This window comes from Aquabacterium sp., from assembly GCF_044226965.1.
Lineage (GTDB): Bacteria > Pseudomonadota > Gammaproteobacteria > Burkholderiales > Burkholderiaceae_C > Pseudaquabacterium.
Window position 1 is genome coordinate 1 of sequence record NZ_JBGAGA010000057.1, and the last position, 21,296, is coordinate 21,296.

Annotated in this window: 21 protein-coding genes and 1 pseudogene; 8 read left to right on the forward strand and 14 right to left on the reverse strand. The window is 72.9% G+C overall.

Features of this window, described 5'->3' with window-relative positions:
• From ACILR4_RS21135 to ACILR4_RS21150, 4 genes and pseudogenes are all read right to left on the reverse strand, one after another.
• Window positions 1-183, reverse strand: a pseudogene (locus ACILR4_RS21135) (pyridoxamine 5'-phosphate oxidase family protein); the annotation flags it as partial.
• 96 nt (window positions 184-279) lie between these two features.
• Entirely contained in the window at window positions 280-1,200 is a 921-nt protein-coding gene (locus ACILR4_RS21140) for a GyrI-like domain-containing protein (protein WP_395702855.1), read from the reverse strand.
• Between the two features lie 18 nt (window positions 1,201-1,218).
• Window positions 1,219-1,752, reverse strand: coding sequence for a cysteine hydrolase family protein (locus ACILR4_RS21145; protein WP_395702856.1), 534 nt, complete (start codon window positions 1,750-1,752; stop codon window positions 1,219-1,221).
• A gap of 43 nt (window positions 1,753-1,795) precedes the next feature.
• Window positions 1,796-2,431 (reverse strand): PEP-CTERM sorting domain-containing protein, encoded by a 636-nt coding sequence (locus ACILR4_RS21150; RefSeq protein WP_395702857.1) that lies wholly within the window; start codon window positions 2,429-2,431, stop codon window positions 1,796-1,798.
• A gap of 147 nt (window positions 2,432-2,578) precedes the next feature.
• Here ACILR4_RS21150 and ACILR4_RS21155 point away from each other — a divergent pair, with 147 nt between their 5' ends.
• Window positions 2,579-5,029: an FAD-dependent oxidoreductase gene (locus tag ACILR4_RS21155; RefSeq protein ID WP_395702858.1), complete on the forward strand. Its 2,451-nt coding sequence runs from the start codon at window positions 2,579-2,581 to the stop codon at window positions 5,027-5,029.
• A complete protein-coding gene (gene map / locus ACILR4_RS21160; protein WP_395702859.1) occupies window positions 5,026-5,784 on the forward strand; it encodes a type I methionyl aminopeptidase in 759 nt (252 codons plus the stop codon). The genes ACILR4_RS21155 and map overlap by 4 nt, the downstream gene beginning before the upstream one ends.
• Window positions 5,785-5,809: 25 nt before the next feature.
• On the opposite strand, the gene ACILR4_RS21165 is transcribed toward map, so the two are convergent.
• The 4 genes from ACILR4_RS21165 to ACILR4_RS21180 form a co-directional block, all read right to left on the reverse strand.
• Window positions 5,810-7,363, reverse strand: a complete 1,554-nt coding sequence (locus ACILR4_RS21165) for a hypothetical protein (RefSeq protein WP_395702860.1) — start codon at window positions 7,361-7,363, stop codon at window positions 5,810-5,812.
• A 135-nt stretch (window positions 7,364-7,498) separates the two neighbouring features.
• Window positions 7,499-8,308: a peptidoglycan-binding protein gene (locus tag ACILR4_RS21170; protein WP_395702861.1), complete on the reverse strand. Its 810-nt coding sequence runs from the start codon at window positions 8,306-8,308 to the stop codon at window positions 7,499-7,501.
• A gap of 103 nt (window positions 8,309-8,411) precedes the next feature.
• Window positions 8,412-8,915, reverse strand: a complete 504-nt coding sequence (locus tag ACILR4_RS21175) for a hypothetical protein (protein ID WP_395702862.1) — start codon at window positions 8,913-8,915, stop codon at window positions 8,412-8,414.
• A 24-nt stretch (window positions 8,916-8,939) separates the two neighbouring features.
• Window positions 8,940-9,644 carry an SDR family oxidoreductase gene (locus ACILR4_RS21180; RefSeq protein WP_395702863.1) on the reverse strand — a complete coding sequence of 235 codons (705 nt, stop codon included), beginning with the start codon at window positions 9,642-9,644 and terminating at the stop codon, window positions 8,940-8,942.
• Between the two features lie 44 nt (window positions 9,645-9,688).
• On the opposite strand from ACILR4_RS21180, the gene ACILR4_RS21185 reads away from it, so the two are divergent.
• A complete protein-coding gene (locus ACILR4_RS21185; RefSeq protein ID WP_395702864.1) occupies window positions 9,689-10,633 on the forward strand; it encodes a VTT domain-containing protein in 945 nt (314 codons plus the stop codon).
• Window positions 10,634-10,640: 7 nt separating this feature from the next.
• On the opposite strand, the gene ACILR4_RS21190 is transcribed toward ACILR4_RS21185, so the two are convergent.
• Window positions 10,641-11,282, reverse strand: a complete 642-nt coding sequence (locus ACILR4_RS21190) for a glutathione S-transferase N-terminal domain-containing protein (protein ID WP_395702865.1) — start codon at window positions 11,280-11,282, stop codon at window positions 10,641-10,643.
• Window positions 11,283-11,317: 35 nt separating this feature from the next.
• Entirely contained in the window at window positions 11,318-12,004 is a 687-nt protein-coding gene (locus ACILR4_RS21195; protein WP_395702866.1) for a DJ-1/PfpI family protein, read from the reverse strand.
• A 119-nt stretch (window positions 12,005-12,123) separates the two neighbouring features.
• On the opposite strand from ACILR4_RS21195, the gene ACILR4_RS21200 reads away from it, so the two are divergent.
• Window positions 12,124-13,107, forward strand: a complete 984-nt coding sequence (locus tag ACILR4_RS21200; protein ID WP_395702867.1) for a GlxA family transcriptional regulator — start codon at window positions 12,124-12,126, stop codon at window positions 13,105-13,107.
• On the opposite strand, the gene ACILR4_RS21205 is transcribed toward ACILR4_RS21200, so the two are convergent.
• The 4 genes from ACILR4_RS21205 to ACILR4_RS21220 form a co-directional block, all read right to left on the reverse strand.
• Complete coding sequence (locus tag ACILR4_RS21205) at window positions 13,104-13,688, reverse strand: MarR family winged helix-turn-helix transcriptional regulator (protein WP_395702868.1); 585 nt, start codon at window positions 13,686-13,688, stop codon at window positions 13,104-13,106. The genes ACILR4_RS21200 and ACILR4_RS21205 overlap by 4 nt on opposite strands.
• Window positions 13,685-14,305, reverse strand: a complete 621-nt coding sequence (locus ACILR4_RS21210) for a gamma carbonic anhydrase family protein (protein WP_395702869.1) — start codon at window positions 14,303-14,305, stop codon at window positions 13,685-13,687. The genes ACILR4_RS21205 and ACILR4_RS21210 overlap by 4 nt, the downstream gene beginning before the upstream one ends.
• A gap of 84 nt (window positions 14,306-14,389) precedes the next feature.
• Window positions 14,390-17,041 (reverse strand): hypothetical protein, encoded by a 2,652-nt coding sequence (locus ACILR4_RS21215; RefSeq protein ID WP_395702870.1) that lies wholly within the window; start codon window positions 17,039-17,041, stop codon window positions 14,390-14,392.
• A gap of 108 nt (window positions 17,042-17,149) precedes the next feature.
• Complete coding sequence (locus tag ACILR4_RS21220; RefSeq protein WP_395702871.1) at window positions 17,150-17,737, reverse strand: ATP-dependent Clp protease proteolytic subunit; 588 nt, start codon at window positions 17,735-17,737, stop codon at window positions 17,150-17,152.
• Between the two features lie 69 nt (window positions 17,738-17,806).
• On the opposite strand from ACILR4_RS21220, the gene ACILR4_RS21225 reads away from it, so the two are divergent.
• The 4 genes from ACILR4_RS21225 to ACILR4_RS21240 all read left to right on the forward strand — a co-directional run bounded on the left by ACILR4_RS21225 (window position 17,807) and on the right by ACILR4_RS21240 (window position 21,294).
• Window positions 17,807-18,055 carry a hypothetical protein gene (locus tag ACILR4_RS21225; protein ID WP_395702872.1) on the forward strand — a complete coding sequence of 83 codons (249 nt, stop codon included), beginning with the start codon at window positions 17,807-17,809 and terminating at the stop codon, window positions 18,053-18,055.
• Window positions 18,056-18,255: 200 nt separating this feature from the next.
• Window positions 18,256-19,359, forward strand: coding sequence for a porin (locus ACILR4_RS21230; protein ID WP_395702873.1), 1,104 nt, complete (start codon window positions 18,256-18,258; stop codon window positions 19,357-19,359).
• Window positions 19,360-19,371: 12 nt separating this feature from the next.
• The gene (locus ACILR4_RS21235; RefSeq protein ID WP_395702874.1) at window positions 19,372-20,355 is read left to right on the forward strand and encodes a Bug family tripartite tricarboxylate transporter substrate binding protein; all 984 of its coding nucleotides are present in this window, start codon (window positions 19,372-19,374) and stop codon (window positions 20,353-20,355) included.
• A gap of 39 nt (window positions 20,356-20,394) precedes the next feature.
• A complete protein-coding gene (locus tag ACILR4_RS21240) occupies window positions 20,395-21,294 on the forward strand; it encodes an SMP-30/gluconolactonase/LRE family protein (RefSeq protein WP_395702875.1) in 900 nt (299 codons plus the stop codon).
• Window positions 21,295-21,296: the final 2 nt, after the last annotated feature.

Below are 21,296 nucleotides of genomic sequence, written 5' to 3' on the forward strand. Positions count from 1 at the left end.
CCCCACGTCCATGCCCTCGGGCCCGACGGTGGCCAGCGCCGCGAACGGGGAGGCCTCGATCAAGCGGCGGTAGGCCGGGTGCACGACCGGCACCTCCTTCAGCATCGAGGCTTCGCCGGGCTGGCCGTACAGCGCGGCAAGCTGCGCGGGGTCGGTCACCAGGTGTTCGGGGGCGATGTCCATCGGGGCGGCTTTCGGGGATCACGCAGGGCTCGGCATTGTCGCCGGCCAGGATCGCGCCCGAGGCCAGCACGGCCCCGGACACGGCGACGTCCCGCTTCACAGCGGCCGCACCGGGATGCAGATGTCGCAGCTGAACGGCAGGCCGGGGCCGCCGCCGATGTCGTTGCAGCCCTGGCGCTCGAAGCAGGGCCGGTCGTCGATCTGGTAGCCGCTGCCGGGCAGCCATTCGCGGAACAGCCAGGGCCAGGCACGCTCGATGTCGGCCGACGCGCCGTGGAAATGCGCCACCGCGTACAGCCCGCCCGGCAGCTCGAGCAGGTGCGCGCCGTCCTGCGGCTGGTAGTCGGCCGCCACCTCCATCGCCGCGTCGTAGCGGCACTGGCTGGGCGGCGTGTCGATCGGGTCGTCGTAGGACAAGCCGTAGCGCGTGCCGATCGGCAGCTGCTGCGCCTGGGCCCAGGGGATGAAGCGCTGCGCCCAGAACTCGCCGATCGGCGAGCCATAGGGTCCGACACGGCGCAGCGCGGCCACGCGCACCGGCGGCAGTTGGTGCAGTTCAACGTTCAGCATCGGGGCATCCTTCAGGGTTGGGTCGATGCCGACATGCTGCCGGGGTGCGCTGCGCCAGGCCTGATCCGGATTGCGCTGCGCCTGATCGGGATTGCGGCGCTGGCGCCAGGTGCTGGGTGCCGCGCCGTAGCGCAGCTTGAACGCGCGGGTGAAGGCCTCGCCCGAGCCGAAGCCGACCTCCAGCGCCACGTTCAGCACCGGCGCCGCGGGCCGGTGGCGCAGCAGCCATGCCGCGCGTTCGAGCCGGCGGCGGCGCAGGTAGTCGCCCACCGTCTCGCCCATCCAGCCGGCGAACACGCGGTGGAAGTGGAACGGCGAGAAATGCGCCAGGCCGGCCAGCGACTTCAGCTCCAGCGCGTCGGCCAGGTGGGTGTCGATGTGGTCGAGCACGCGCTGCATGCGGCGCGCATACTCGGCGCGCGGCGAGATCGCGTCGCTGCTGGCCATGCGCGGCGGGGCGCCGTGCTAGAACGCGATCTGAGCGGCCGGCACGGCGCGCGCCGGCGGGCCGAAGCTGGTGAGGTCGGGCAGGGTGGCGTTCTCGTGCGCGCGGATCTGCGCGCCGCTGGCATGCGGCTTGTCGTGCGTGGTGTGCGCGTCGGCCGCCAGCGTGACCGTGTAGCCCAGGCCCAGCGCGCGGCGCGTCGTGGTGTCGACGCAGAACTCGCTGGCATAGCCGCAGATCACCAGGTGCCGGATGTCCAGCTCCTGCAGCAGCGGCTCGAGCCGGGTGTTCAGGAACGAATCGGGCGTGCTCTTGCGCACGCGGGCATCGGCCTCGGCGGGCTGCAGGCCAGGGGCCAGTGACCAGCCGGGGCTGCCGTGGGCCAGCGGCGTGCCTTCGCGCTCGTGCTGGATGTAGATCACCGGCACGCGGGCCGCACGGGCCCGCTCGGCCAACGCGTTGATGCGCTCGACCACCGCCGCGCCATCGTCGGGCGGCGGGTTGCTGTCGAACAGGGCGGCCTGGACATCGATCACCAGCAGGGCGGCATTCATGGGCGGCAAAGGGCGTGGCAGCGAGGGATCCCCGCATTGTGCGTCAGCGCTTGCCGCGGTGGCGCAGCGCCGTGGTGCCCAACAGTGTCAGCGCCGCCAGCACCAGCGCCAGGCTCTGCGGCTCGGGCACCGCCTGCAGCGCGATGTTGTCGAGCGAGCCGCCATAGCCGTCGGAGGTGCCGGCGGCCATGAACTTCAGCGTGTCGAGCGCGCCGCTGCCCACCACGTCCACAGTGAACAGCTGCCACTGGTGGTCGTTGAAGCCGATGCCGCTGCCGCCGTTGCCGGCCACCAGCAGGCCGTTCCAGTACACCTCGACCGGGTTCGATGCCGCGGCCACGCCGGCGCGCGGCGAATACCACCAGCTCAGCGTGTAGTGCTGGCCCGAGGTGGTGGCCACCTGCTGCTGCATCCAGCTGTTGTGCCAGGTGTCCAGTTCGACGAAGTAGTCGCCGTCCTCCGCGGTGCCGGCGTTCTGCCGCCGCAGCTCGATGCCGGAGAACGCGCTCGGGTCGCCCTGCCAGCCGCTGAGGTTGGTGAAGACATTCCAGGTGCCCATGGCCAGCACCGGATCGGCTTCGAAACTGCCGTTGACCAGCAGCGTGGGGCCGGCGTGTGCCGGCATGTGCAGGCCGGCGAACAGGCTGGCCAGTGCCAGCAGCGTCTTCAGGTATTTCATGGCTGCAAGACCTCTCGGATGGGATGCAGCGACTCTAGGAATCCGCACGCCAGCCGTGTTCCCTAAGCCTGGGGGGCGCATGACTTTGGTTTGACGATGGGTCGTGACGCGCTTGGCACTTCGGCGCCCTGCCGCTACGCTGCGCCGATGACGACGCTCCCCACCCATGCCCGCGTGATCATCGTCGGCGGCGGCATTGCCGGCTGCTCCACCGCCTACCACCTGACGCAGCTGGGCTTCACCGACGTGCTGCTGCTGGAGCAGGGCAAGCTGACCAGCGGCACCACCTGGCATGCGGCCGGGCTGGTGGGCCAGATGCGGCCCAACCGCACGATGACGCGCATGAGCCAGTACGGCATCTCGCTGTACGCCGGGCTCGAGGCCGAGACCGGCCTGGCCACCGGCTGGAAGCAGTGCGGCAGCGTGAATGTGGCGCGCACGCCCGAGCGCATGCAGGTGCTGCACAAGCAGGCCGCTCTGGCGCGCAGCTTCGGCGTCGAGGTGCAGGTGATCACGCCGAACGAGGCCGGCCGCCTGTTCCCGGTGATGCGCACCGACGACCTGCAGGGCGCGATCTGGATTCCCGGCGACGGCAAGGCCAACCCGGCGGACCTGACGATGTCGCTGGCCAAGGGCGCGCGCAACCGCGGTGCCCGGCTGCTGGAAGACATCGAGGTGGTCGGGGTGCACACCGAGCGCGCGGGCAGCGGCGCACGTGTGCGCGGCGTGCGCGTGCGGCGCGGGTCGGGCGCGGCGGCGCAGGAGCAGGACATCGGCTGCGAGATCCTCGTCAACTGTGCCGGCCAGTGGGCGCGCCAGTTCGGGCGGCTGGCCGGCGTCAACGTGCCGCTGTATTCGGCCGAGCATTTCTACGTGGTCACCGGCAGGATCGAGGGCGTGCACCCGATGCTGCCGGTGATGCGCGACCCCGACGGCTTCATCTACTACAAGGAAGAGGTCGGCGGCCTGGTGATGGGCGGCTTCGAGCCAGTGGCCAAGCCCTGGCGCATGGACCCGATTCCCAGCACTTTCCAGTTCCAGCTGCTCGACGAGGACTGGGACCAGTTCGAGCCGCTGATGACCAACGCCATCCACCGCACGCCGTGCCTGGAGACGGCCGAGATCAAGATGCTGCTGAACGGGCCCGAGAGCTTCACGCCCGACGGCAACTTCATCCTCGGCGAGGCGCCGGGGCTGCAGCACTGCTACGTCTGCTGCGGCTTCAATTCGGCCGGCATTGCCAACTCCGGCGGCGCCGGCAAGCTGATCGCCGAATGGATCGTCGGCGGCGCGGCGCCGATGGATTTGTGGGACGTCGACATCCGCCGCTTCGGCCCCTTCATGGCCAACCGCCGGCTGCTGGCCGAGCGCACGGTGGAGACGCTGGGCCTGCACTACGCGATGCGCTGGCCGCGGCAGGAGCTGGCCACCGCGCGGCCGCTGCGCACCTCGCCGCTGTACGACACGCTGGCCGCGCGCGGCGCCGAGTTCGGCAGCAAGAACGGCTGGGAGCGGGCCAACTACTTCCGCCCACAAGACGCGGCCACGCCGCCGCACGGCCTGGGCACCCCCGGCTGGCTGCCCTGGGTGCAGGCCGAGATGCGCGCCACGCGCGAGGCGGTGGCGCTGTACGACCAGACCTCCTTCGGCAAGCTGCTGTTGCAGGGCCGCGATGCGCTGGCGCTGCTGCAGCGCGTGTGCGCCAACGAGATCGACGTGGCCCTGGGCCGCATGGTCTACACCGCGGTGCTGAACGCGCGCGGCGGCTTCGAGAGCGATTGCACCGTGATGCGGCTGGGCGCCGACGAATTCCTGCTGGTCACCGGCTCGGCGCAGCCGCTGCGCGACGCCGACTGGATCCGGCGCCAGATCCGCGCCGACGAGTTCGTGGTGCTCAACGACGTCAGCGCGCAGTGGTGCGTGCTGTCGCTGATGGGGCCGAACGCGAAGGCGCTGCTGCAGCGCCTGTCGCCCGACGAGCTGGCGATCCCGTTCTCGCACACGCGCGAGATCGATCTTGGCCTGGCACGCGTGCGCGCCGCGCGCATGAGCTACGTCGGCGGGCCGGGCTACGAGCTGTACGTGCCGGTGGAGGTGGCGCGCCATGTCTATCACGCATTGTGCGCGGCCGGTGTCGACCTGGGCCTGGTCGATGCCGGCTACTACGCGCTGGATGCGCTGCGCATCGAGGCCGGCCGCCGCGCCTGGGGCGCCGAGCTGGGGCCGGACGAGTCACCGCACGAGGCCGGGCTGTGGGCGGGGGTGCAGCGCGACAAGCCCGGTTTCATCGGCCGCGAGGCGCTGCTGGCACGCGCCGCGGCGCCCAAGGCCAAGAAGCTGCTGAGCTTCGTGCTCGATGACCCGGCGGCGTGGGTGTGGGGCGGCGAGGCCATCGTCATCGAGGGCGAGACGGTCGGCGAACTGTCGTCCACCGGCTGGAGCCTGAAGGCCGGCCGCTGCATCGGGCTGGGCTATGTGCGCGGCGCGGCCGCGAACGCGGTGCATGCGGGCACGCCGGTGCTGATCGACCTGTGGGGCCAGCTGAAGCGCGCCACCGCATGGGATGATGCCGTCGGTCAATTGAAGAGCCTGCCATGACGATCCACACGCAAGAAGAACTCGAAGGCCTGCAGCGCGCCGGTCGCACGGTGGCCGAGGTGCTGCGCCGCATGGCCGCGGCCATCGAGCCCGGCATGACCACGGCCGAGCTCGACGCACTGGGCGAGCGCTGGCTGGCCGAGGCCGGCGCCGAACCCGCGCCGCGCCTGGCCTACGGCTTTCCCGGCGCCACCTGCATCAGCGTGAACGAGGAGATCGCCCATGGCATCCCGGGCGCGCGGGTGCTGCGGCGCGGCGACATGGTCAACATCGACGTGTCGGCGCGGGTCGACGGCTTCTTCGCCGACACCGGCGCCAGCACCGTGGTGCCGCCGGACGACGTGGCCAAGCGCCGCGTGCGCCATGCCACCCGCGCCGCGCTGGACGCGGCGCTGCGCGAGGTGAAGGCCGGCGCGCGGCTCAACCGCATTGGCCAGGCCATCGAGGGCGTGGCGCGGCGCAGCGGGCTGCGCATCGTGCGCAACCTGTGCAGCCACGGCGTGGGCAGCGCGCTGCACGAAGAGCCGACCGAGATCACCGGCTACCACGAGCCGCGCGACGGTCGCCGCATGCACGAAGGCCAGGTGTTCACGATCGAGCCCTTCCTGTCGACCAAGGCGCGCGCCGCGGTCGATGGCGGCGACGGCTGGACGCTGGTGGGCCCGGCCGGCGGCATCACCGCGCAATACGAGCACACGCTGGTGGTCGGGCGCCAGGGCCCGATCGTCGTGACCGACCTGCGCTGGGTGCAGTAGTCGCCGCGCGGCCGTCGCGCCGCGCTCAGTGCCTGGCCTTGTGCGTGGTGGCGGTTTTCTTGGTCGACTTGCCGCCTGACTTGGCGGCCTTGGCGGTCTTGCCGGTCTTGGCTGACCTCGCCGCCTTGGCAGACTTGGCCGCTGCGGCCTTGCTGCCGCCCGATCGCGCGGCGACACCGGCCGGCGGGCTCAGCGCTTCCAGCCAGCCGCGGCAGTCGGCATCCGGTTCGCCTTCGCCGCGCGCCACCACCTGCCGCGCCGCGGCATCGAAGCCGAAGCAGGGACCGAGCACTTCCGGCGTCAGCGCCACGGCCGGACCCCGCCCGGCCAGCTGCTGCAGGTCGGTGCTCGGCGCTTCGGCCAGGACATTGCGCAGCGCGGCCTGCAGGCGGTGCGTGGCCAGCGGGGCGCTCAAGGGGCCGGTCACCTGCGACTGGCCCGCCGGCAGCATCAGGCGCTTCATCAGCGGGTCCAGGCCGGGCTGGCCTTGCGCCCGCAGCGCGGTGTGCCAGCGCATGGCCAGCCAAGGGGCCGGCTGTCCGGCGGCGCTGCCGCCCGGCAGCAGCGCGTTCAGGGCGGCGGCCTGGTCCTGCAGCCGCCATTGCCCGCTGGCACTGCGCAGGCGCTGCGCGAAGAAGCTCGCGAAGCCGCGGCTGAACCAGGCGGTGGGGGCCTCGTCGGCCCGCGGCTCGAAAGCCACCGGACCGAAGCGCTCGCGCAGCCAGGCCTGCTGCAGCGTTTCGAGCAGCACGCCGTCCAGCGCGCCGCTGGCCGGCGTGGCCGCGGCCGGCGCCTGCAGCAGCACGGCCTGGTGTAGCGCCAGGCCGCGCGGCAATGTGTCGGCGGCGGCCGAGGCCGGGGCCGGCAGCAGCAGCAGCCATTGCGCCGGAGCCGGTCCGTCGCCCCACTGGCGGCGCAGCAGCGCCAGCTGGCGCGCGGCCGCGTCGGTCAGCGCGTCGGGGTCGAAGCCCTGGGCCGGCATGTCGGCGGCCACCACCACGCGCAAGGTCTGGCCTTCCACCTGCCGCTCGGCCAGCAGCAGCGCGCCGGCGGCCAGCACCCATTCACGCGCCAGGCTGGCCGGGCCTTGCAGCCGCAGCAGGGGTTCGTCGCCCTGCAACTGTTGGCCTTGGTTGCTCAGCAGCGCGGCACCGCCGGGCAGGCCGTCGAGCCCCAGGCACATCTGCCAGCGGCCGGGTTCGGTGGGCCAGGGCAGCAGCGCGCGGGCGGCCAGCATCAGGCTGTCCGTCCCCAGGCGCAGCCAGGCACCGGGCATCGGCGCCACCATGAAGCGCAGCGTGATGCGCTCACCCGGCTTGTGCGCCACGCTGCGCGCCAGCGGGCGGCCGGGCACGGGGTCGAGCGCCGGCGCGCCGGGCTCGGCCAGCACGCCCACGTCGCCGCCGTCGGGCAGCTGCAGCTCGGTGCGGCTGCGGTTGCCAGCATCGAAAGTGAGCGTCACCGCGATCGGCTGGCTGCGGTCGGCGGGCAGCGCCAGCTGCCAGTGCAGGTCGCAGCCCGCCGGCGTGGCCGCCAGCGCGGGCAGGGCACACAGCAACAGCCCGGCCAGGGCCGGCAACAGACGGCGGAGCGGTGTCAAGCGAATGGGTGAAGGCAAGGGCAGGAGCGCGCGAGCTTAGCGTACGCACCTGCCGTGCCTGTAAGGGCCGGTTGCAGCTTCTTCAGGCGCCCGTCGCGGCACGCCGGTGCCGCGTCAGCCCGCCACGCCGCTGTAGTCGATCAGGCCCTTGAGGCTGGCGTCGGACAGCTTGCGCCGCTGCAGCCGGAACACGCCGACGCCGGTGCGCGAGCCCTCGGCGCTGGTGTTGCCCTCGATCGTGGCCAGCCGCCCGCCGCCAAGCAGGCGCTCGACCAGGCCGGTGTGCCCCGCGCCGCCGCCGAGGTCGAGGATGAACACCTGCCCCGGCTTCACCAGCGCCGGGTTGGCATAGGCCTGCGCCGCGGTGATGCGCTGCGCGCCGGCGATGGTGCGCGCCTTGTTCCAGTGGTCCAGGCAGCCCGCGGTGCGCGGCAGCGGGTTCGGCGTGGCCAGCGATTGCGCGGCGGTGCGGAAGGCCCAGTAGACGAAGGCCGCGCACCAGTTGCGCTGGTCCGGCCCGCCGACCGTGGGGTCGATGTTCACCGCGCGCAGGTACTCGTCGACCATCGGACCGCGGTTGCTGCCCAGCGGGTCTTCGCGCTGCCCTTCCTGCGTGCCGGCCACGGCCAGCGCATGCAGCATCAGGGTCGACGGTGCGCTCTGCGGCGCCGGCGCGGGCTGCGGGTACAGCGCGCCCCAGGTGTAGAGGCCGACCACGCCGTCGATCTGCAGCGCATGGCCGTCGCCATCGACGTTCTGCGACTGGAACAGCTTGACGACCGACACCATCGCGGCATCGAACACGCCGGGCGTGAACGGCCCGTAGCCGCGTGCGGCCAGCGCCTGCTGGATCAGCGTGACGACGGTGCGGTCGGCTTCGCCGCGCTGGATCAGGCGGCCGGGGAAGGGCGGTGGGGTGGCCATGGGCAATGCTCCCGGGCGGTGGCAAGGCTGCCAGCGTAGTGCGGGCCGGCCAAAGGCGCATCCCCCGCAGTGATGCCGGCGGCGCCGGCATCGGGCCATCGGCTCAGGGGCCGGGCGCCACCTCGCGCCGCACGCGTGTCAGCGTGTCGACCATCGGTGGGATCTGGGCGGGTGCGAGGCCGCCGTGCGTGGCCAGGTAGTCGCGCACGGGCTTGCCGCTGTGGCGACCGTAGAGCACCCCGTTGCGCAGGTCGAGCGACTGGCGCGCGAACTCGGCCGCCGTCTTGTGGCACCCGGCGCAGCGGTCCTGGAAGGTCGGCGCCTGCGCTGCCTGGGCAGCCAGCATCTGCATCACCGGTTCGACGAGATCGTCGGCCAGGTAGTGGTGGCGCAGGAATTCGGCCAGGTTGTCGCGGTGATGCTGCCCTACCAGGTGCCCTTGCTCGACCGCCAGCCAGCGCCGCGCGAACGCGCCGGCATGACCGTGGCAGGCGCTGCAGCGCTGGTCCCAGTAGTCGTGCAGGTCGAGCGGCGCGGCGGCGGCCATCGCGACCAGCGAGGCGCCCAGCAGGCACGCCACCATGAACATGCGGGTCTTGCGGCGCATCGAAGAGCCCTCCTGTCGCCCAGCCTACAGCGAGCGCATCAGCCCGCCATCCACCCGGATGCTCTGCCCCGTGATGTACGCGGCAGCGTCCGAGGCCAGGAAGGCGATGGTGGCGGCGATCTCGTCGGCCGTGGCATAACGCTGCATCGGCACGGCCAGCCGGCGCTCTTCCTTGGCCGGCAGGCTGTCGACCCAGCCGGGCAGCACGTTGTTCATGCGCACCTGGTGGGCCGCGTACTGGTCGGCGAACAGCTTGGTGAAGGCCGCCAGCCCGGAGCGGAACACGGCCGAGGTCGGGAACAGCGCGCTGGGCTCCTGCGCCCAGGCCGACGAGATGTTGACGATCGTGCCGCCGTTCTGCCGCACCATGGCCGGTGCCACCAGGCGCGCGGCGCGGATCACGTTGAGCAGGTAGACCTCGAGGCCTTCGTGCCACTGCGCGTCGCTCAACTCGAGCACCGGGCCCTTGGGGCCGTGGCCGGCACTGTTGACCAGCACGTCGATGCGGCCCCAGCGGTCGAGCACCTGGTCCACCAGCCGCGCCAGGTCGTCGGTCGACTGGTTCGAGCCGGTGACGCCGATGCCGCCGAGCGCGGTCGCCAGCGCCTCGCCCTTGCCGGACGAGGACAGCACCGCGATGCGAAAGCCATCGCCGGCCAGCCGACGCGCGGCGGCCGCGCCCATGCCGCTGCCGCCCCCCACCACCACTGCCACCTTGTCGTTCATCACCGCAGTATGCGCGGAATGCGGCGGCCCTTCACAATGGCGCCGACATGGACGCGCTCTCGCAACTGCTCGGCACGCATGGCGTGCTCATCGTCTTCGCGGCGGTGCTGGTCGAGCGCCTGGGTCCGCCGATCCCCGCGGCCGCGATGCTGGTGGTGGCCGGCGCACTGGGCGCGCGCGGCCAGCTCTCGCTGCCCGCCGCGGCGCTGCTGTCGGTCGTCGCGAGCCTGCTGGGCGATGCGGTGTGGATGGCCGCCGGCCGGCGCTTCGGCTACCGCGTGATGCAGCTGCTGTGCCGCATCTCGGTGTCGCCGGACTCCTGCGTGCGGCAGGGCGAGGGGCTGTTCACGCGCTGGGGCGGGCTCACGCTGGTGGCCGGGAAGTTCGTGCCCGGGGTCTCGGTGATCGCGCCGCCGATGGCCGGCGCGCTGGGCATGTCGTGGCGCCGTTTCCTGGCCTGGGACAGCTGCGGTGCGGCGCTGTGGACGGCCGCCTACCTCGGCCTCGGCGCGGCGTTCAGCAGCCAGATCGGTGCGGTGCTGGCGGCCCTGGCCGATGCCGGCGCCAAGGCCGCGCTGGGCCTCGCGGGCGTGGTCACCCTGGTGCTGCTGGTGCGGTGGCTGCGCCGCCGCGCGGCGGCGGACGCCGCGGGCATCGGCCGCATCGCTGCCGACGAACTGCTGGCCCTGCTGGCGTCGGACCGGGCGCCGACGCTGATCGACGTGCGGGGCCCGCTGGCGCGCCAGGCGGCCGCGCCGGTGGCCGGCGCGCTGGCGGTCGGCCTGGACGGCCTGGCCGCGCTGGCCGGCCGGCTGCGCGAGGATGAGGTGGTCCTGTACTGCAGCTGCCCGCGCGACGTGTCGGCCATCCGGGGCGCGCGCCTGCTGCGCGGGCTGGGCGTCGAGCGGGTGCGCGTGCTGACCGGTGGCTACGAGGCCTGGATGGCGCTGCAGCCGACCATGGCGGGCGGCGTGCGCGACGAACGCGTGTAGGCCCTGCTCAGCGGCTCGCCGCGGCGGCGGCCTGTTGGCGGTACAGCGCCTGCTCCTCGCCCAGCGTCGCCGCGAAGGCCGGCCGCGCCAGCAGCGCCTGCCAGTAGCGCTGCAGGGCCGGCTGCGTGGCCAGGTCCACGCCGGCCTGCTGGGCCAGCATCAGCGCCCAGCCGAAGTACGCATCGGCGACGCCGAAGGCATCGCCCGCCAGCCACGGCGTCGCAGCCAGCCGGGTGGCCGCGTGCGCCAGGCGCTGCGGCAGCAGCCCGCGGCACCAGGCCTTCACCGCGTCGGGCGCCTCGCGCTGGAAGACCGGGTACAGGCACAGCTTGTGCACCTCGGTGGCGGTGAAGCTCAGCCATTGCAGCGCGGCCTGGCCTTCGGGCGTGTCGCGCGGCGGCAGGTAGCCGGCCTGCGGCGCCAGGTCGGCCAACTGCTGCAGGATCGCGATGTTCTCGGTCAGCACGCGGCCGTCGTCGAAGCGCAGCGCCGGCACCTGGCCCAGTGGATTGATCGCGAGGAAGTCCTGGCCGTCGGCGCTGCGGCGCCTGGGCAGCGAGACCGGTACGCAGTCGATCGGCAGGTGGGCTTCGCGGATCAGCACGCGGCTGGCCAGCGAGCAGGCGAGGGGGGAGAAGAAAAGTTGCATGGTGGGGATCTCCGCTGGAGGGGGAAGGGGAAGCGTCAGAGGCGCAGCGCGGCGCGCGCTGCGGCGGGGACCTGCAGCGCGCCGATGCGCCGCGTGCCGTCGTGCTCGAACGCGCGCACCATCGCCTGCGCCGCAGCCGGTGCGCCATCGGGCGTGCCGTTGCCGAAGGGCGGATCGGGGTAGTACTCGATGCCCAGCTGCAGCGTGCGGGCCATCGCCTCGCCGCCGATCAGGCCGGCCAGGAACAACCCGGCGTCGATGCTGGCCGAGACGCCGGCGCCGGTGATCAGCTTGCCGTCGCGGTGGAAGCGGCGCGTGTTCACCTTGGCGCCATAGGCCGCCACCTTGTCGCGTGCGGCCCAGTTGGTGGTGACCTCGCGGCCCTCGATCACGCCGGCGCGGCCCAGCCATTCCACGCCATTGCAGATGCCCACGGTCCAGGTGCTGCCGGCATGCAGGCGGCGAATCGTCGCCATCAAGGCTTCGTCGGCCAGGCCGTTCTCGACGCCGGGGCCGCCGGGCAGGTAGAGGATGTCGGTGGATTCGAGCTCGTCGAAGCGGCGCCAGGCGGGCAGGGCCAGCCGGCGCGTGTCGGCCCACACCAGGCCGGTGTCGGCGGCGGCGAACTCGCACTCGATGCCGGGCACGTTGGCCAGCACCTCGTAGCCGCCGACGATGTCCAGCGCGGTGAAGCCGTCGCGCAGCAGGATGGTCAAACGCATGCAGGGTCCTTTCGTGTCGCCAGGGATGGCGTGCCGCGCATGGTGGCGGGACGGGCCCTGCGCGCCCAGTGGCGCGATCGACTAAATTACGGTGGATCTCGCCAACAAGGAGAAGACGCGTGCAGGACATCGCGATCCTGGCCTACCCGGGCTGCATGGGCACCGAACTGTTCGGGCTGTCGGACTTCCTGCTGGTGGCGGGGCATGTGGCGGCGGCGCTGGCGCCCGGGCGGCACGTGCCGCTGCGCACACGCCTCGTCGCGGCACGCGCCGGCGCGGTGGCGCTGGCCGGTGGCGGCGTGCTGCAGCTGCCGGCGCTGCGCGGCCGGCCCGACCTGCTGGTGGTGCCGGGGCTGGAGGTCGGCCGCTTCGGCCAGTGGGACGACAAGCTCGCGCCGCTGCAGGCCGAGCTGGCGCTGATCCGGCGCCGCCACGCGGCCGGCGTGCCGCTGGCGTCGATCTGCATCGGCAGCTTCCTGCTGGCCGAGGCCGGGCTGCTGCAGGGCCGGCGCGCGGCCACCGCCTGGGTGTTCGAGCGCGAGTTCGCGCAGCGCTACCCCGGCGTGACGCTGGAGCGCGGCGCGCTGCTGTGCAGCGACGGCACGCTGACCAGCACCGGTGCGGTCAGCAGCGTGTTCGACCTGGGCCTGCGCCTGGCCGAGCAGCACTACGGCCCGCGCATCGCCCGCGCCGCGGCGCGGCTGGCGCTGGTGGGCGGCCGCCGCGCGAGCCAGCGGCCCTTCGTCGACGAGGTCCTGCTGCCGCCCGAGCAGGCCGCACCGTTCTCGGCGCAGGTGCAGCGCTGGCTGGGTGCGCGGCTGGCGCAGCGCTACGAGCTGGCCGCGCTGGCCGCGGCCTTCCACACCAGCACCCGCACCCTGCTGCGGCGCTACCGGCAGGAAACCGGCAGCACGCCGCTGGCCTGGCTGCAGCAGGCGCGCGTGCGGCAGGCACGGCGCCTGCTGGAAACCAGCCGCAAGAGCCTGGCCCAGGTGGTGGCCGAGGTCGGCTACGAAGACGTGGCCACCTTCTCGCGCCTGTTCCAGCGCCAGGTCGGCGAAAGCCCGGCGCGCTACCGCCGGCACGCGTCGATGGCGCGTTAGCCTTCCTGATGGCCCGCCGCAGCGCGCTCGATGGCGCTGGCCTGGCAGCCGATCGGGCAATCGGGGCCGTCGCAGACGGCGTGGTCGCAGAAGCGGCAGACGTGGCGCGCATACGCGCGGTCCTCGACCGGTGCCTGCAGCAGCTTGTCGGCCAGGCGCGCGAACTGCGCCTGCTCGGTGGGCGACAGCGCCGCCAGCAGTTCGCCGCAGGCCTGCAGCCGGCGCTTCTGCAACTGCCGGGCCTGGGCCAGGCCGCTGCGCGTCAGTGTCAGCTGCACCTGCTTGCCGCTGACGGTCTCGCGCGCGACCAGGCCTTGCTCGACCAGCTTGTCGAGGGCGCGGGTGCAGGCCGGCTGCGACAGGCCGACCACGCGGCCGAGTTCGACCACGCCGACCGGCGCCCAGTGCTGCAGCCACAGCAGGATGGCGCTGGACGAGGCGGACTGATCGGCCATCGCCTGGCCCAGCGCATGGTCCAGCGTGGCCCACAGCGCGCCCAGGCGGTTGGCGTCCAGCGCCGAGGGCGCGGCGGGCGCGGCCGTTGCGTCACGGCGCCCGGTGCTGCGGCCGCCGCGCGTCACGGCTGGGCGCCGTCGGCCGGCGCATCGTGGGCATGCCGGCGGCGCAGCGCGGCGGCGTAGCGCGGCATCACGCTGGGCATCATCGAGGCGCCGGGGGCCGGGCGTTCGGCATTGAACACGGTGCGCGGAAAGTCCAGCGTCTTCTGCACCGCCCAGATCTCGTCATGCGCGCTGGTGGGCCGGATGATCGCGGGGTCGCCCACCGCCACCCAGCCGATCGGCACCATGCTGTGGGGCGGCAGCACCGTGCGCAGGTGCACCAGCGCGTTGATGCGCACCTCGCTGGCCGTGCCGATGCGCGCGCCGTTGAACACGGTGGCACCGGTGGCGAGGAAGCAGTCGTCCTCGATCGTGCAGCCGACCAGGTAGGCGCGCGGGCCGACCAGCACGTGGCGGCCGATCACCGTCTGCTGGCCCGGCACGCCGCGGATCACCGCGGTCTCCATCACCACGCAGTGTTCGCCGATGCGCACCGGGCCGCCCTCGGCGACGATCACCGCGCCATGGCCGATGCGGCAGCCGGCGCCGATGTGCACGTCGCCCGAGATCACCGCGCTGGCGGCGACCTGGGCTTCCGGGTGAAGGGTGGGCGCGTGGCCGTCCGAGCGCAGCAGCATGCGAAGCTCCATATATGTATGCGGAATGCATGCTAGCGGGCTTGCGGCGACGGCGCAAGCCGTACGCGCCCAGGCGAGGGGGCTTCAGCCCGGCGTGCAGCCCAGCGGCGTGTCGTGCCCACCGAGCGCCGCCCGCACCGCGGCCCAGCCGGTGCTGTGTCCGGCGTCGGCGCGGGCCCACTGCAGCACGGTGCAGGCCGCGCCATCCAGCCCCTGCTCGGCGCCCGGGGTGTGCAGCGCGCGGATCACCTGCACCGCCTGCGGGCCGCTGATCGAGCGCGAATCCTCGCCATGCCGCACGCGGATCGTGCCCTGCAGCATCCAGTGCGTGCCGAAGCTGCCCGATTCGCGCAGCAGGTCCGGCATCATCACGTAGGCGAACTGGAAGCGCCCGGGCGTGGCCGCGTAGCGCTGGCGGATCGCGGCCACCAGCTCGGCGTTCAGGTGGCTGGCGTAGTGGCTGCCGGCGCCGGCCATGCTGGAGATGCCGCGGTCCTGCGAATAGCCGTCGGACAGCGCCGAGGCATCGGCCACCACCACCTGCAGGCGCGGCAGCGGGGTGCCGGCCGGCCAGCTGTCCAGCACCAGGCGCAACGCGTACAGCAGCATCTCCATGCCGCGGTTGTCCACCGCGCCGCCGTCGGTGACCCAGTAGCGGTCGCGCTCGTCGACGTCGATCGCCGCGTTGGAGAACACCGGCGGGAAGTTCGCGTTCAGCGCCGCGGCCTGCTCCAGCCGCAGCGCCGGGCTGCGCAGGATGATCGGCAGCGGCTGCTCGACATGCGGCTCCAGCGGCTGGCCCACCAGTGCCGGGGGCAGTGCCAGGTTGGTCAGCAGCAGCCGGCCGCCGGCCAGCGCCGAGCTGGTGTGGCGGGCCCGGTAGCGCGGCTCCAGCTGCTGCAGCGGCTGGCCCTGCGGCGCGTCATCGGGCAGCCGGAAGTGGCCGGCCAGCGCGGTGTTCAGGATCAGGCCCATGTCCTGGATCTGCGTGAGCCGGCTGCGCTCGGCCGGCAGCTGCCAGCGGCGCTCGAAGCTCTCGGCCAGCAGCATGCCCAGGCGCCCGCGTTCGACCATGCGCCATTCGCTGGCGCGGGCCATCACGTCCTGGATGAAGGGCTCGGCCATCGTGTCGAGGTAGCGCTGCCAGGCCTGGCGGTCGCCGTTGACCAGCGCAGGGCGATAACCCGCGAAGTACGCGAGGGCGGCGCCACCACCGGACACGCCGCTGCCCAGCACCACCTGGCGCGACGCGCCGAGCTGGTGCAGGCCTTCGAGCAGCGCCGCGGTGTAGATCGCCGCGCGGGTGCCGCCGCCCGAGGCGGCGACGACGATCAGCGGCGCGTCGGCGGCCGGCGCGCTGGCCGGCGCATTGGCGGCGGGTGCGGCCGCCAGCAAGGTCTGCAGCTGCAGGCCGGTGCCGCCATCGCGGTTCAGGCGCGCCTCGGGCGCCTGTTCGCCCTGGTGCAGCCACCAGGCGCCACCGCCGAGCAGCGCACCCAGCAGCAGCACCAGCAGCACGTGGAAGTTGCTGATGCGGCCGTTCACCTGCACCGGCGTCGGCGTCGCCTTGCCGCCGGGCGCGCCGCTGTTGGCCAGCTTGTCCACCAGGGCGGCCAGCCCGTGGGCCTGGAAATACGGGGTGGCCCCGGTCAGGTTCACCGCCACCAGCCGCGCCGAGCCATGCACCTGCAGCCGCCGCCCGGCCGCCGGCACGCTGGTGCGGACCTTGGACGGCAGGATCGTGTAGGGAATGCCCGCGGCGCCCTGCGCGGCCGGGTTGATGAGTTGCAGCACCTGGTCGGCCAGCAGCCGGTGGGTCCAGTAGTCGTACCACCACGACAGCACGTAGGCGCCGGCCAGCACCACGCCCAGCGTCCACCACGCGGCGGTGTCGAGCACCGTGGTGGCGTAGCTGACGCCGGCGATGCGCAGCGCCGCCAGCACGATGACCAGCAGCGACACGAAGAACGCGCCGCCGGTGAACAGCGCGTCCTGCGTCAGCGCCCACATCATGCCGAAACGCTCGTTCAGCCCGGCGACGAACAGCCCGGCCAGGCACAGCGCGAACACGATGGCGGTGGCCAGCGGCATCCAGGCCGGTGGCGTGACCAGCGCGGTGAGGGCCGGCAGTGTCAGCAGCGCCATCGGCGCGCGCAGCGGCACGGTGAGCAGCGCCGTCAGCAGCGTGCCGAGCGTCACCGCCGGCTCGGGCCCGCGCGAGGCGAACAGCTCGGTGTTCTGCAGGTAGCTGCCGTACTGGCTTTGCGCGCGCAGGTGGCGGAACACCCAGTCGGCCAGCCAGCCGGCCAGCAGCAGCGTGAGTGCCAGCGCGGCGCTCACCGGCACCAGCAGGTGGCGGTAGGGCGTGCTGGCCTGGTACTCGTCCGGCCGGCCGATCCAGCTGGCCAGGGCGACGGCGAGCACCAGCACCCCCTGCGCCACCACGTCGTAGCGCAGCGGCAGGCAGCGCCGTGCGCTGTAGCGCAGCCAGGGCACGAGGACGGCGATGGCCAACGCCGCCGCCAGCAGCGCGAGCGCAATGCGCGCCGGCGTGGGCGAGGCCAGCACCAGCAGCGCGCACACCGCGGCGGGCAGCAGCAGCGCTGCGGGTGTGTGGCGGTCGATGCCGCACAGCGTGTCGAGCCGGCCGCCAGCGGTGCGGCGCTGGCGGAAGTCCCAGTGCCGGATCGTGTCGTCGAGCCAGACGGTGAGGCGCTGGAGGTGGGCGAAGCTCATGGCGCTGCGGCGGTGGCCTTGGAGCAGGCCAGTATGCGCCGCAGCCTGGCCGCGGTCATCCCGAGAAGTGTGGCCCCCAGGTCCGGGCTGTGCCCGGCCCGCCCGGGGTCAACGCAGCTCTTCGCGGGTGCGGATGATGCGCGAGACCAGGCCGTAGTCGATGGCCTCTTCGGGCGAGAGCCAGTTGTCGCGCTCGATGTCCTGGCGCACCTGCTCGAGCGGGCGGCCGGTCTCGCGGGCGATGACCTCGGCAATGCGCTCGCGCGCCTTGACGATCTCGCGCGCCTGGATCGCGATGTCGGTGGCCTGGCCGCCGGCGCCGCCGCTGGGCTGGTGGATCAGGAAGCGCGTCTGCGGCGTGCACACGCGGCGTTCGCGCGGCACCGAGAGGTAGACGTGCGTGGCCGCGCTGCCGACCCAGCCGGTGCCGATCATGAACACCGGCACGTCGATGAAGCGCACGATGTCGTGGATCGCATCGCCCGATTCGAGGTGGCCGCCGGGCGAGGACACCAGCACGTGGATCGGCTCGCGGCTCTCGGCCGCCAGCGCGATCAGCTGGCGCGCGACACTGGCTGCGGTGGTGTCGGTGATGGTGCCGAACAGCAGCACCGTGCGCGACTTGAAGGTCTTCTCTTCGAGGAAGCTGGCACTGCGGCCTTCGCCGGCCGGGCTGGCGGGGGTGGGGGTTTCCATGCGCTGGATCATCGTGGTGGAGCGGGCAGTCAGTATGGCGCAGGTGCGCACCACTAGAATCTCGCCCCCATGCTGACCCTTTCAACCTCTTCGATGCTGACCGATGTTCAGCCCGATGCCGTGGCACCCGCCCCGGCGAAGCGGGCCCGGAGCAAGACCCCGCGCGCTGCCGCGGTGCGCACGGCGCCGACGACCCCTGCACCCGTGGTGTCGACCGACGCGGCGCGCCCGGTGTTCCGGACCCTGCTGGTGCCCAGCTGCGGCTGGCCGACCGACGCCGCCGAGCCGGTGGCACGCAAGCGCGCCGCCAAGCGCTGAGCCGCGGCGGCGCACCGGCCGCTCCCCCCCACCGCACCGCCCGCCCGAGCCCCGGCCCCGCGCCGCGCTCGGGCGTGTTTTTTGGCGGGTTCATTCATCCATTTTTCTGATCGGATCGGATCCAAAACTAGAGCTTGTTTGGATGGCTTGAGCTTTCCAGAATCTTCTCGACGACGACTTCGAACGACGAGGAGACAAGCATGGACGTTGTGGGACTTCGGGGCGCGGCCGTGGCAGGCCTGCTGGCGCTGCTGGCGCAGGGCGCGGCGGCACAGCTCAGCGTGGGGGGCAACCTGGACGTGGGCCTGCGCGTGGATCACACGCGCGGCACGCTGCGTTCGCTGGCGGCCAATTCATGGCTGCCCAGCCGCATTACCATCGGCGCGCTGGAGGAACTGGGTGATGGCCTGCGGGCCCAGGTGGTGCTCGAAGCCGGGCTGACGGTGGACGACGGCGCCGGTGCGGTGCCGCCGCCGGGCGGCAGCGCCGGGCCGCTGTCCTTCGGCCGCTTCTCGGCCGTGGCGCTGGGCAGCGACGCGATGGGCTACGTCTCGTTCGGCCGCCAGTACACGCCGCTGTTCGTGCTGGGCGCCAGCGGCGTGGCCGACGTGTTCGGCGGCGCGGCGCTCGGTGGCTCGAACTCGGTGTCGAGCTTCACGGTGCGGGCCAGCAATGCCATCGCCTACACCTACGGCTACGGGCCGCGCACGCTGCTGCGCGGGTCGCCGGCCCAGGGCCTGGGCGTGGCCGTGATGTGGGCCCCCGGTGAAGCCTTGTCGCCCACCGACGCGGGCCAGCAGGGTGGCTTCAATGTCTCGTATGGCGACGGCGCCTGGTGGCTGGGCTACGGCTACCACCAGGTGCGCGGCAACAGCGCGGCCATCAATCCGGCGGCGGCCGTCAGCGCCAGCCCGGTGCTGCGCCAGCAGACGCTGGCCGCGGCCTACCAGCTCGGCGCGCTGCGTTTCACCGTCGGCCTCAACCAGGGCCGCAACGGGCTGAACACCGCGGCCGGCGTGGACCGGCGCGGCTGGTACCTGGGCTCGGCCTGGCAGTCCGGCCTGCATGAGCTCAAGGCCTTCTACGGCCGCGTGGAAGACCGCAGCATCAACCGGCGCGACTACGCCACGCTGCAGTTCGGCTACAGCTATTCGCTGAGCAAGCTGACCCAGCTGTACGCGCTGGCCGGCTGGGTGGACAACCGCGACCGGGCCAGCACCGTGCTGCTGAACACCACGCCGGCCACGGTGCCCGCGGGCGTCGACGTGCGCTCGCTGGCGCTCGGCGTGCTCCAGCGCTTCTGAGCGGAGGCGCGCATGGGCACGCTCGCACGCTCACTGTCGCTCGCGCTGCTGCTGGTGCTGCTGCTGCCGGCGGCTCCCGCCCAGGCACAGGGCTATCCGGCGCGGCCGATCCGCCTGCTGGTGGGCTTCTCGGCCGGTGGCAACACCGATGTCGCCGCGCGCATCGTTGCGCGCAAGGCGGGCGAACTGCTGGGCCAGCAGGTCATCGTCGAGAACCGGCCCGGGGCCGGCGGCATGCTGGCGGCCGAAGCGGTGGCGCAGGCCGCGCCCGACGGCTACACGCTGCTGGCCGGCACCTTGAGCACGCAGGTGCTCAACCTCGGCCTGCAGGCGCGGCCGCGCGTGCGCATGGATGCCGACTTCGTGCCGCTGGCGCTGACCAACCAGGCCCCGGTGCTGCTGGGCGTCAGCGGCAGCCTGGGCGTTGGCAGCGTGGCCGACTTCGTCGCCCGGGCGAAGGCCCGCAGCGGCAGCTTCAACTACGGCGCGCCCAGTGTCGGCGGCGTCGGCCACCTGGCGGCGGTGATGTTCAACCGCCAGGCTGGCGTGGCGGCCGAGCCGGTGGTCTACAAGGGCTCCAGCGCGGCGGTGGTCGACCTGGCCGCCGGCCGCGTGGAGTACCTGTTCGACGGCCTCTCGGTGCTGGCGCCGCAGCTGGCCGGCGGCCGCGTCGCGCTGCTGGCGATCTCCGGCGCGCGGCGGCACCCCGACTGGCCGCAGCTGCCCACCTTCGCCGAGGCCGGCTATCCGGAACTGTCGAAGCTGATGACCTGGAACGCCTGGTTCGCGCCCAGCCGCACGCCGCGGGCGGTGGTCGAGCAGCTGCACGGCGCGCTGCACCGGGCGCTGGCCGACCCCGAGGTGGCGCAGGCGCTGAAGAAGACCGGCAACGACGTGCCCGCGGCGCTGAGCCTGCCGCAGCTGGCCGGCTTCCTGGCTGCCGAACGCGAGCGCTGGCTGCCGGTGATGCGCGAGGCCGGCATCCAGCCGGAGTGAGCTGCAATTCCTATCTCTCGAAATCAACGTCCATTCATCATGTTCGCACCGCCTGAACTGCTGCAATTCCGCCAGGTCGCCCGGCTGCCCGAGCACCTGCATGTGCACGGCCGCATCTCCGGCCGCTACGGCACCCGCAAGTACTACCTCGAAGGGCCGGCGGTCGCGCGCGATGGCACGCTGTACTTCACCGACGTGCCGGGCGGCCGCATCCTGCGGCTGACCCCGGCGCAGGAGATCGAGCTGTTCCTCGAATACGACGGCGAGCCCAACGGCCTGAAGATCCACCGCGACGGGCGCCTGTTCGTGGCCGACAACCGCCACGGCATCCTGTGCATCGACCCCGTCAGCAAGACCATCACGCCGTACTGCGAGCGCGTGGCCAACGAGCGGCTGCGCGGGCCGAACGACCTGGTGTTCGCCGACAACGGCAACCTGTACTTCACCGACCAGGGCAACAGCGACATCACCCGCCCGCACGGCCGCGTGGTGCTGGTGCGGCCCGATGGCCGGGCCGAGCTGGTGCTGCAGGGCATTCCCAGCCCCAACGGCATCGTGCTCAGTGTCGACCAGGCCTGGCTCTACGTGGCGGTGACGCGCAGCAATGCGGTCTGGCGCGCGCAGGTGCTGCCCGATGGCCGGGTCGACCGCTGCGGCGTGTACGTGCAGCTCTCGGGCGGCGGTGGGCCCGACGGCATGGCGGTGGACGAGCGCAACAACCTGATCGTCGCGCACAGCAGCTTCGGCGCGATCTGGGTCTTCGACCCCAAGGGCGAGCCGCTCTACCGCGCGAACAGCCCGACCGGCGGGCTGGGCATCTCGAACGTCTCGTTCGGCGGGCCCGAGCACCGCACGCTGTACGTGACCGAATCGGTGACCGGCACGATCCTCGCGCTGGACATGCCGCAGGCCGGGCAGCGCCTGCTGTCGCACCAGTAGTG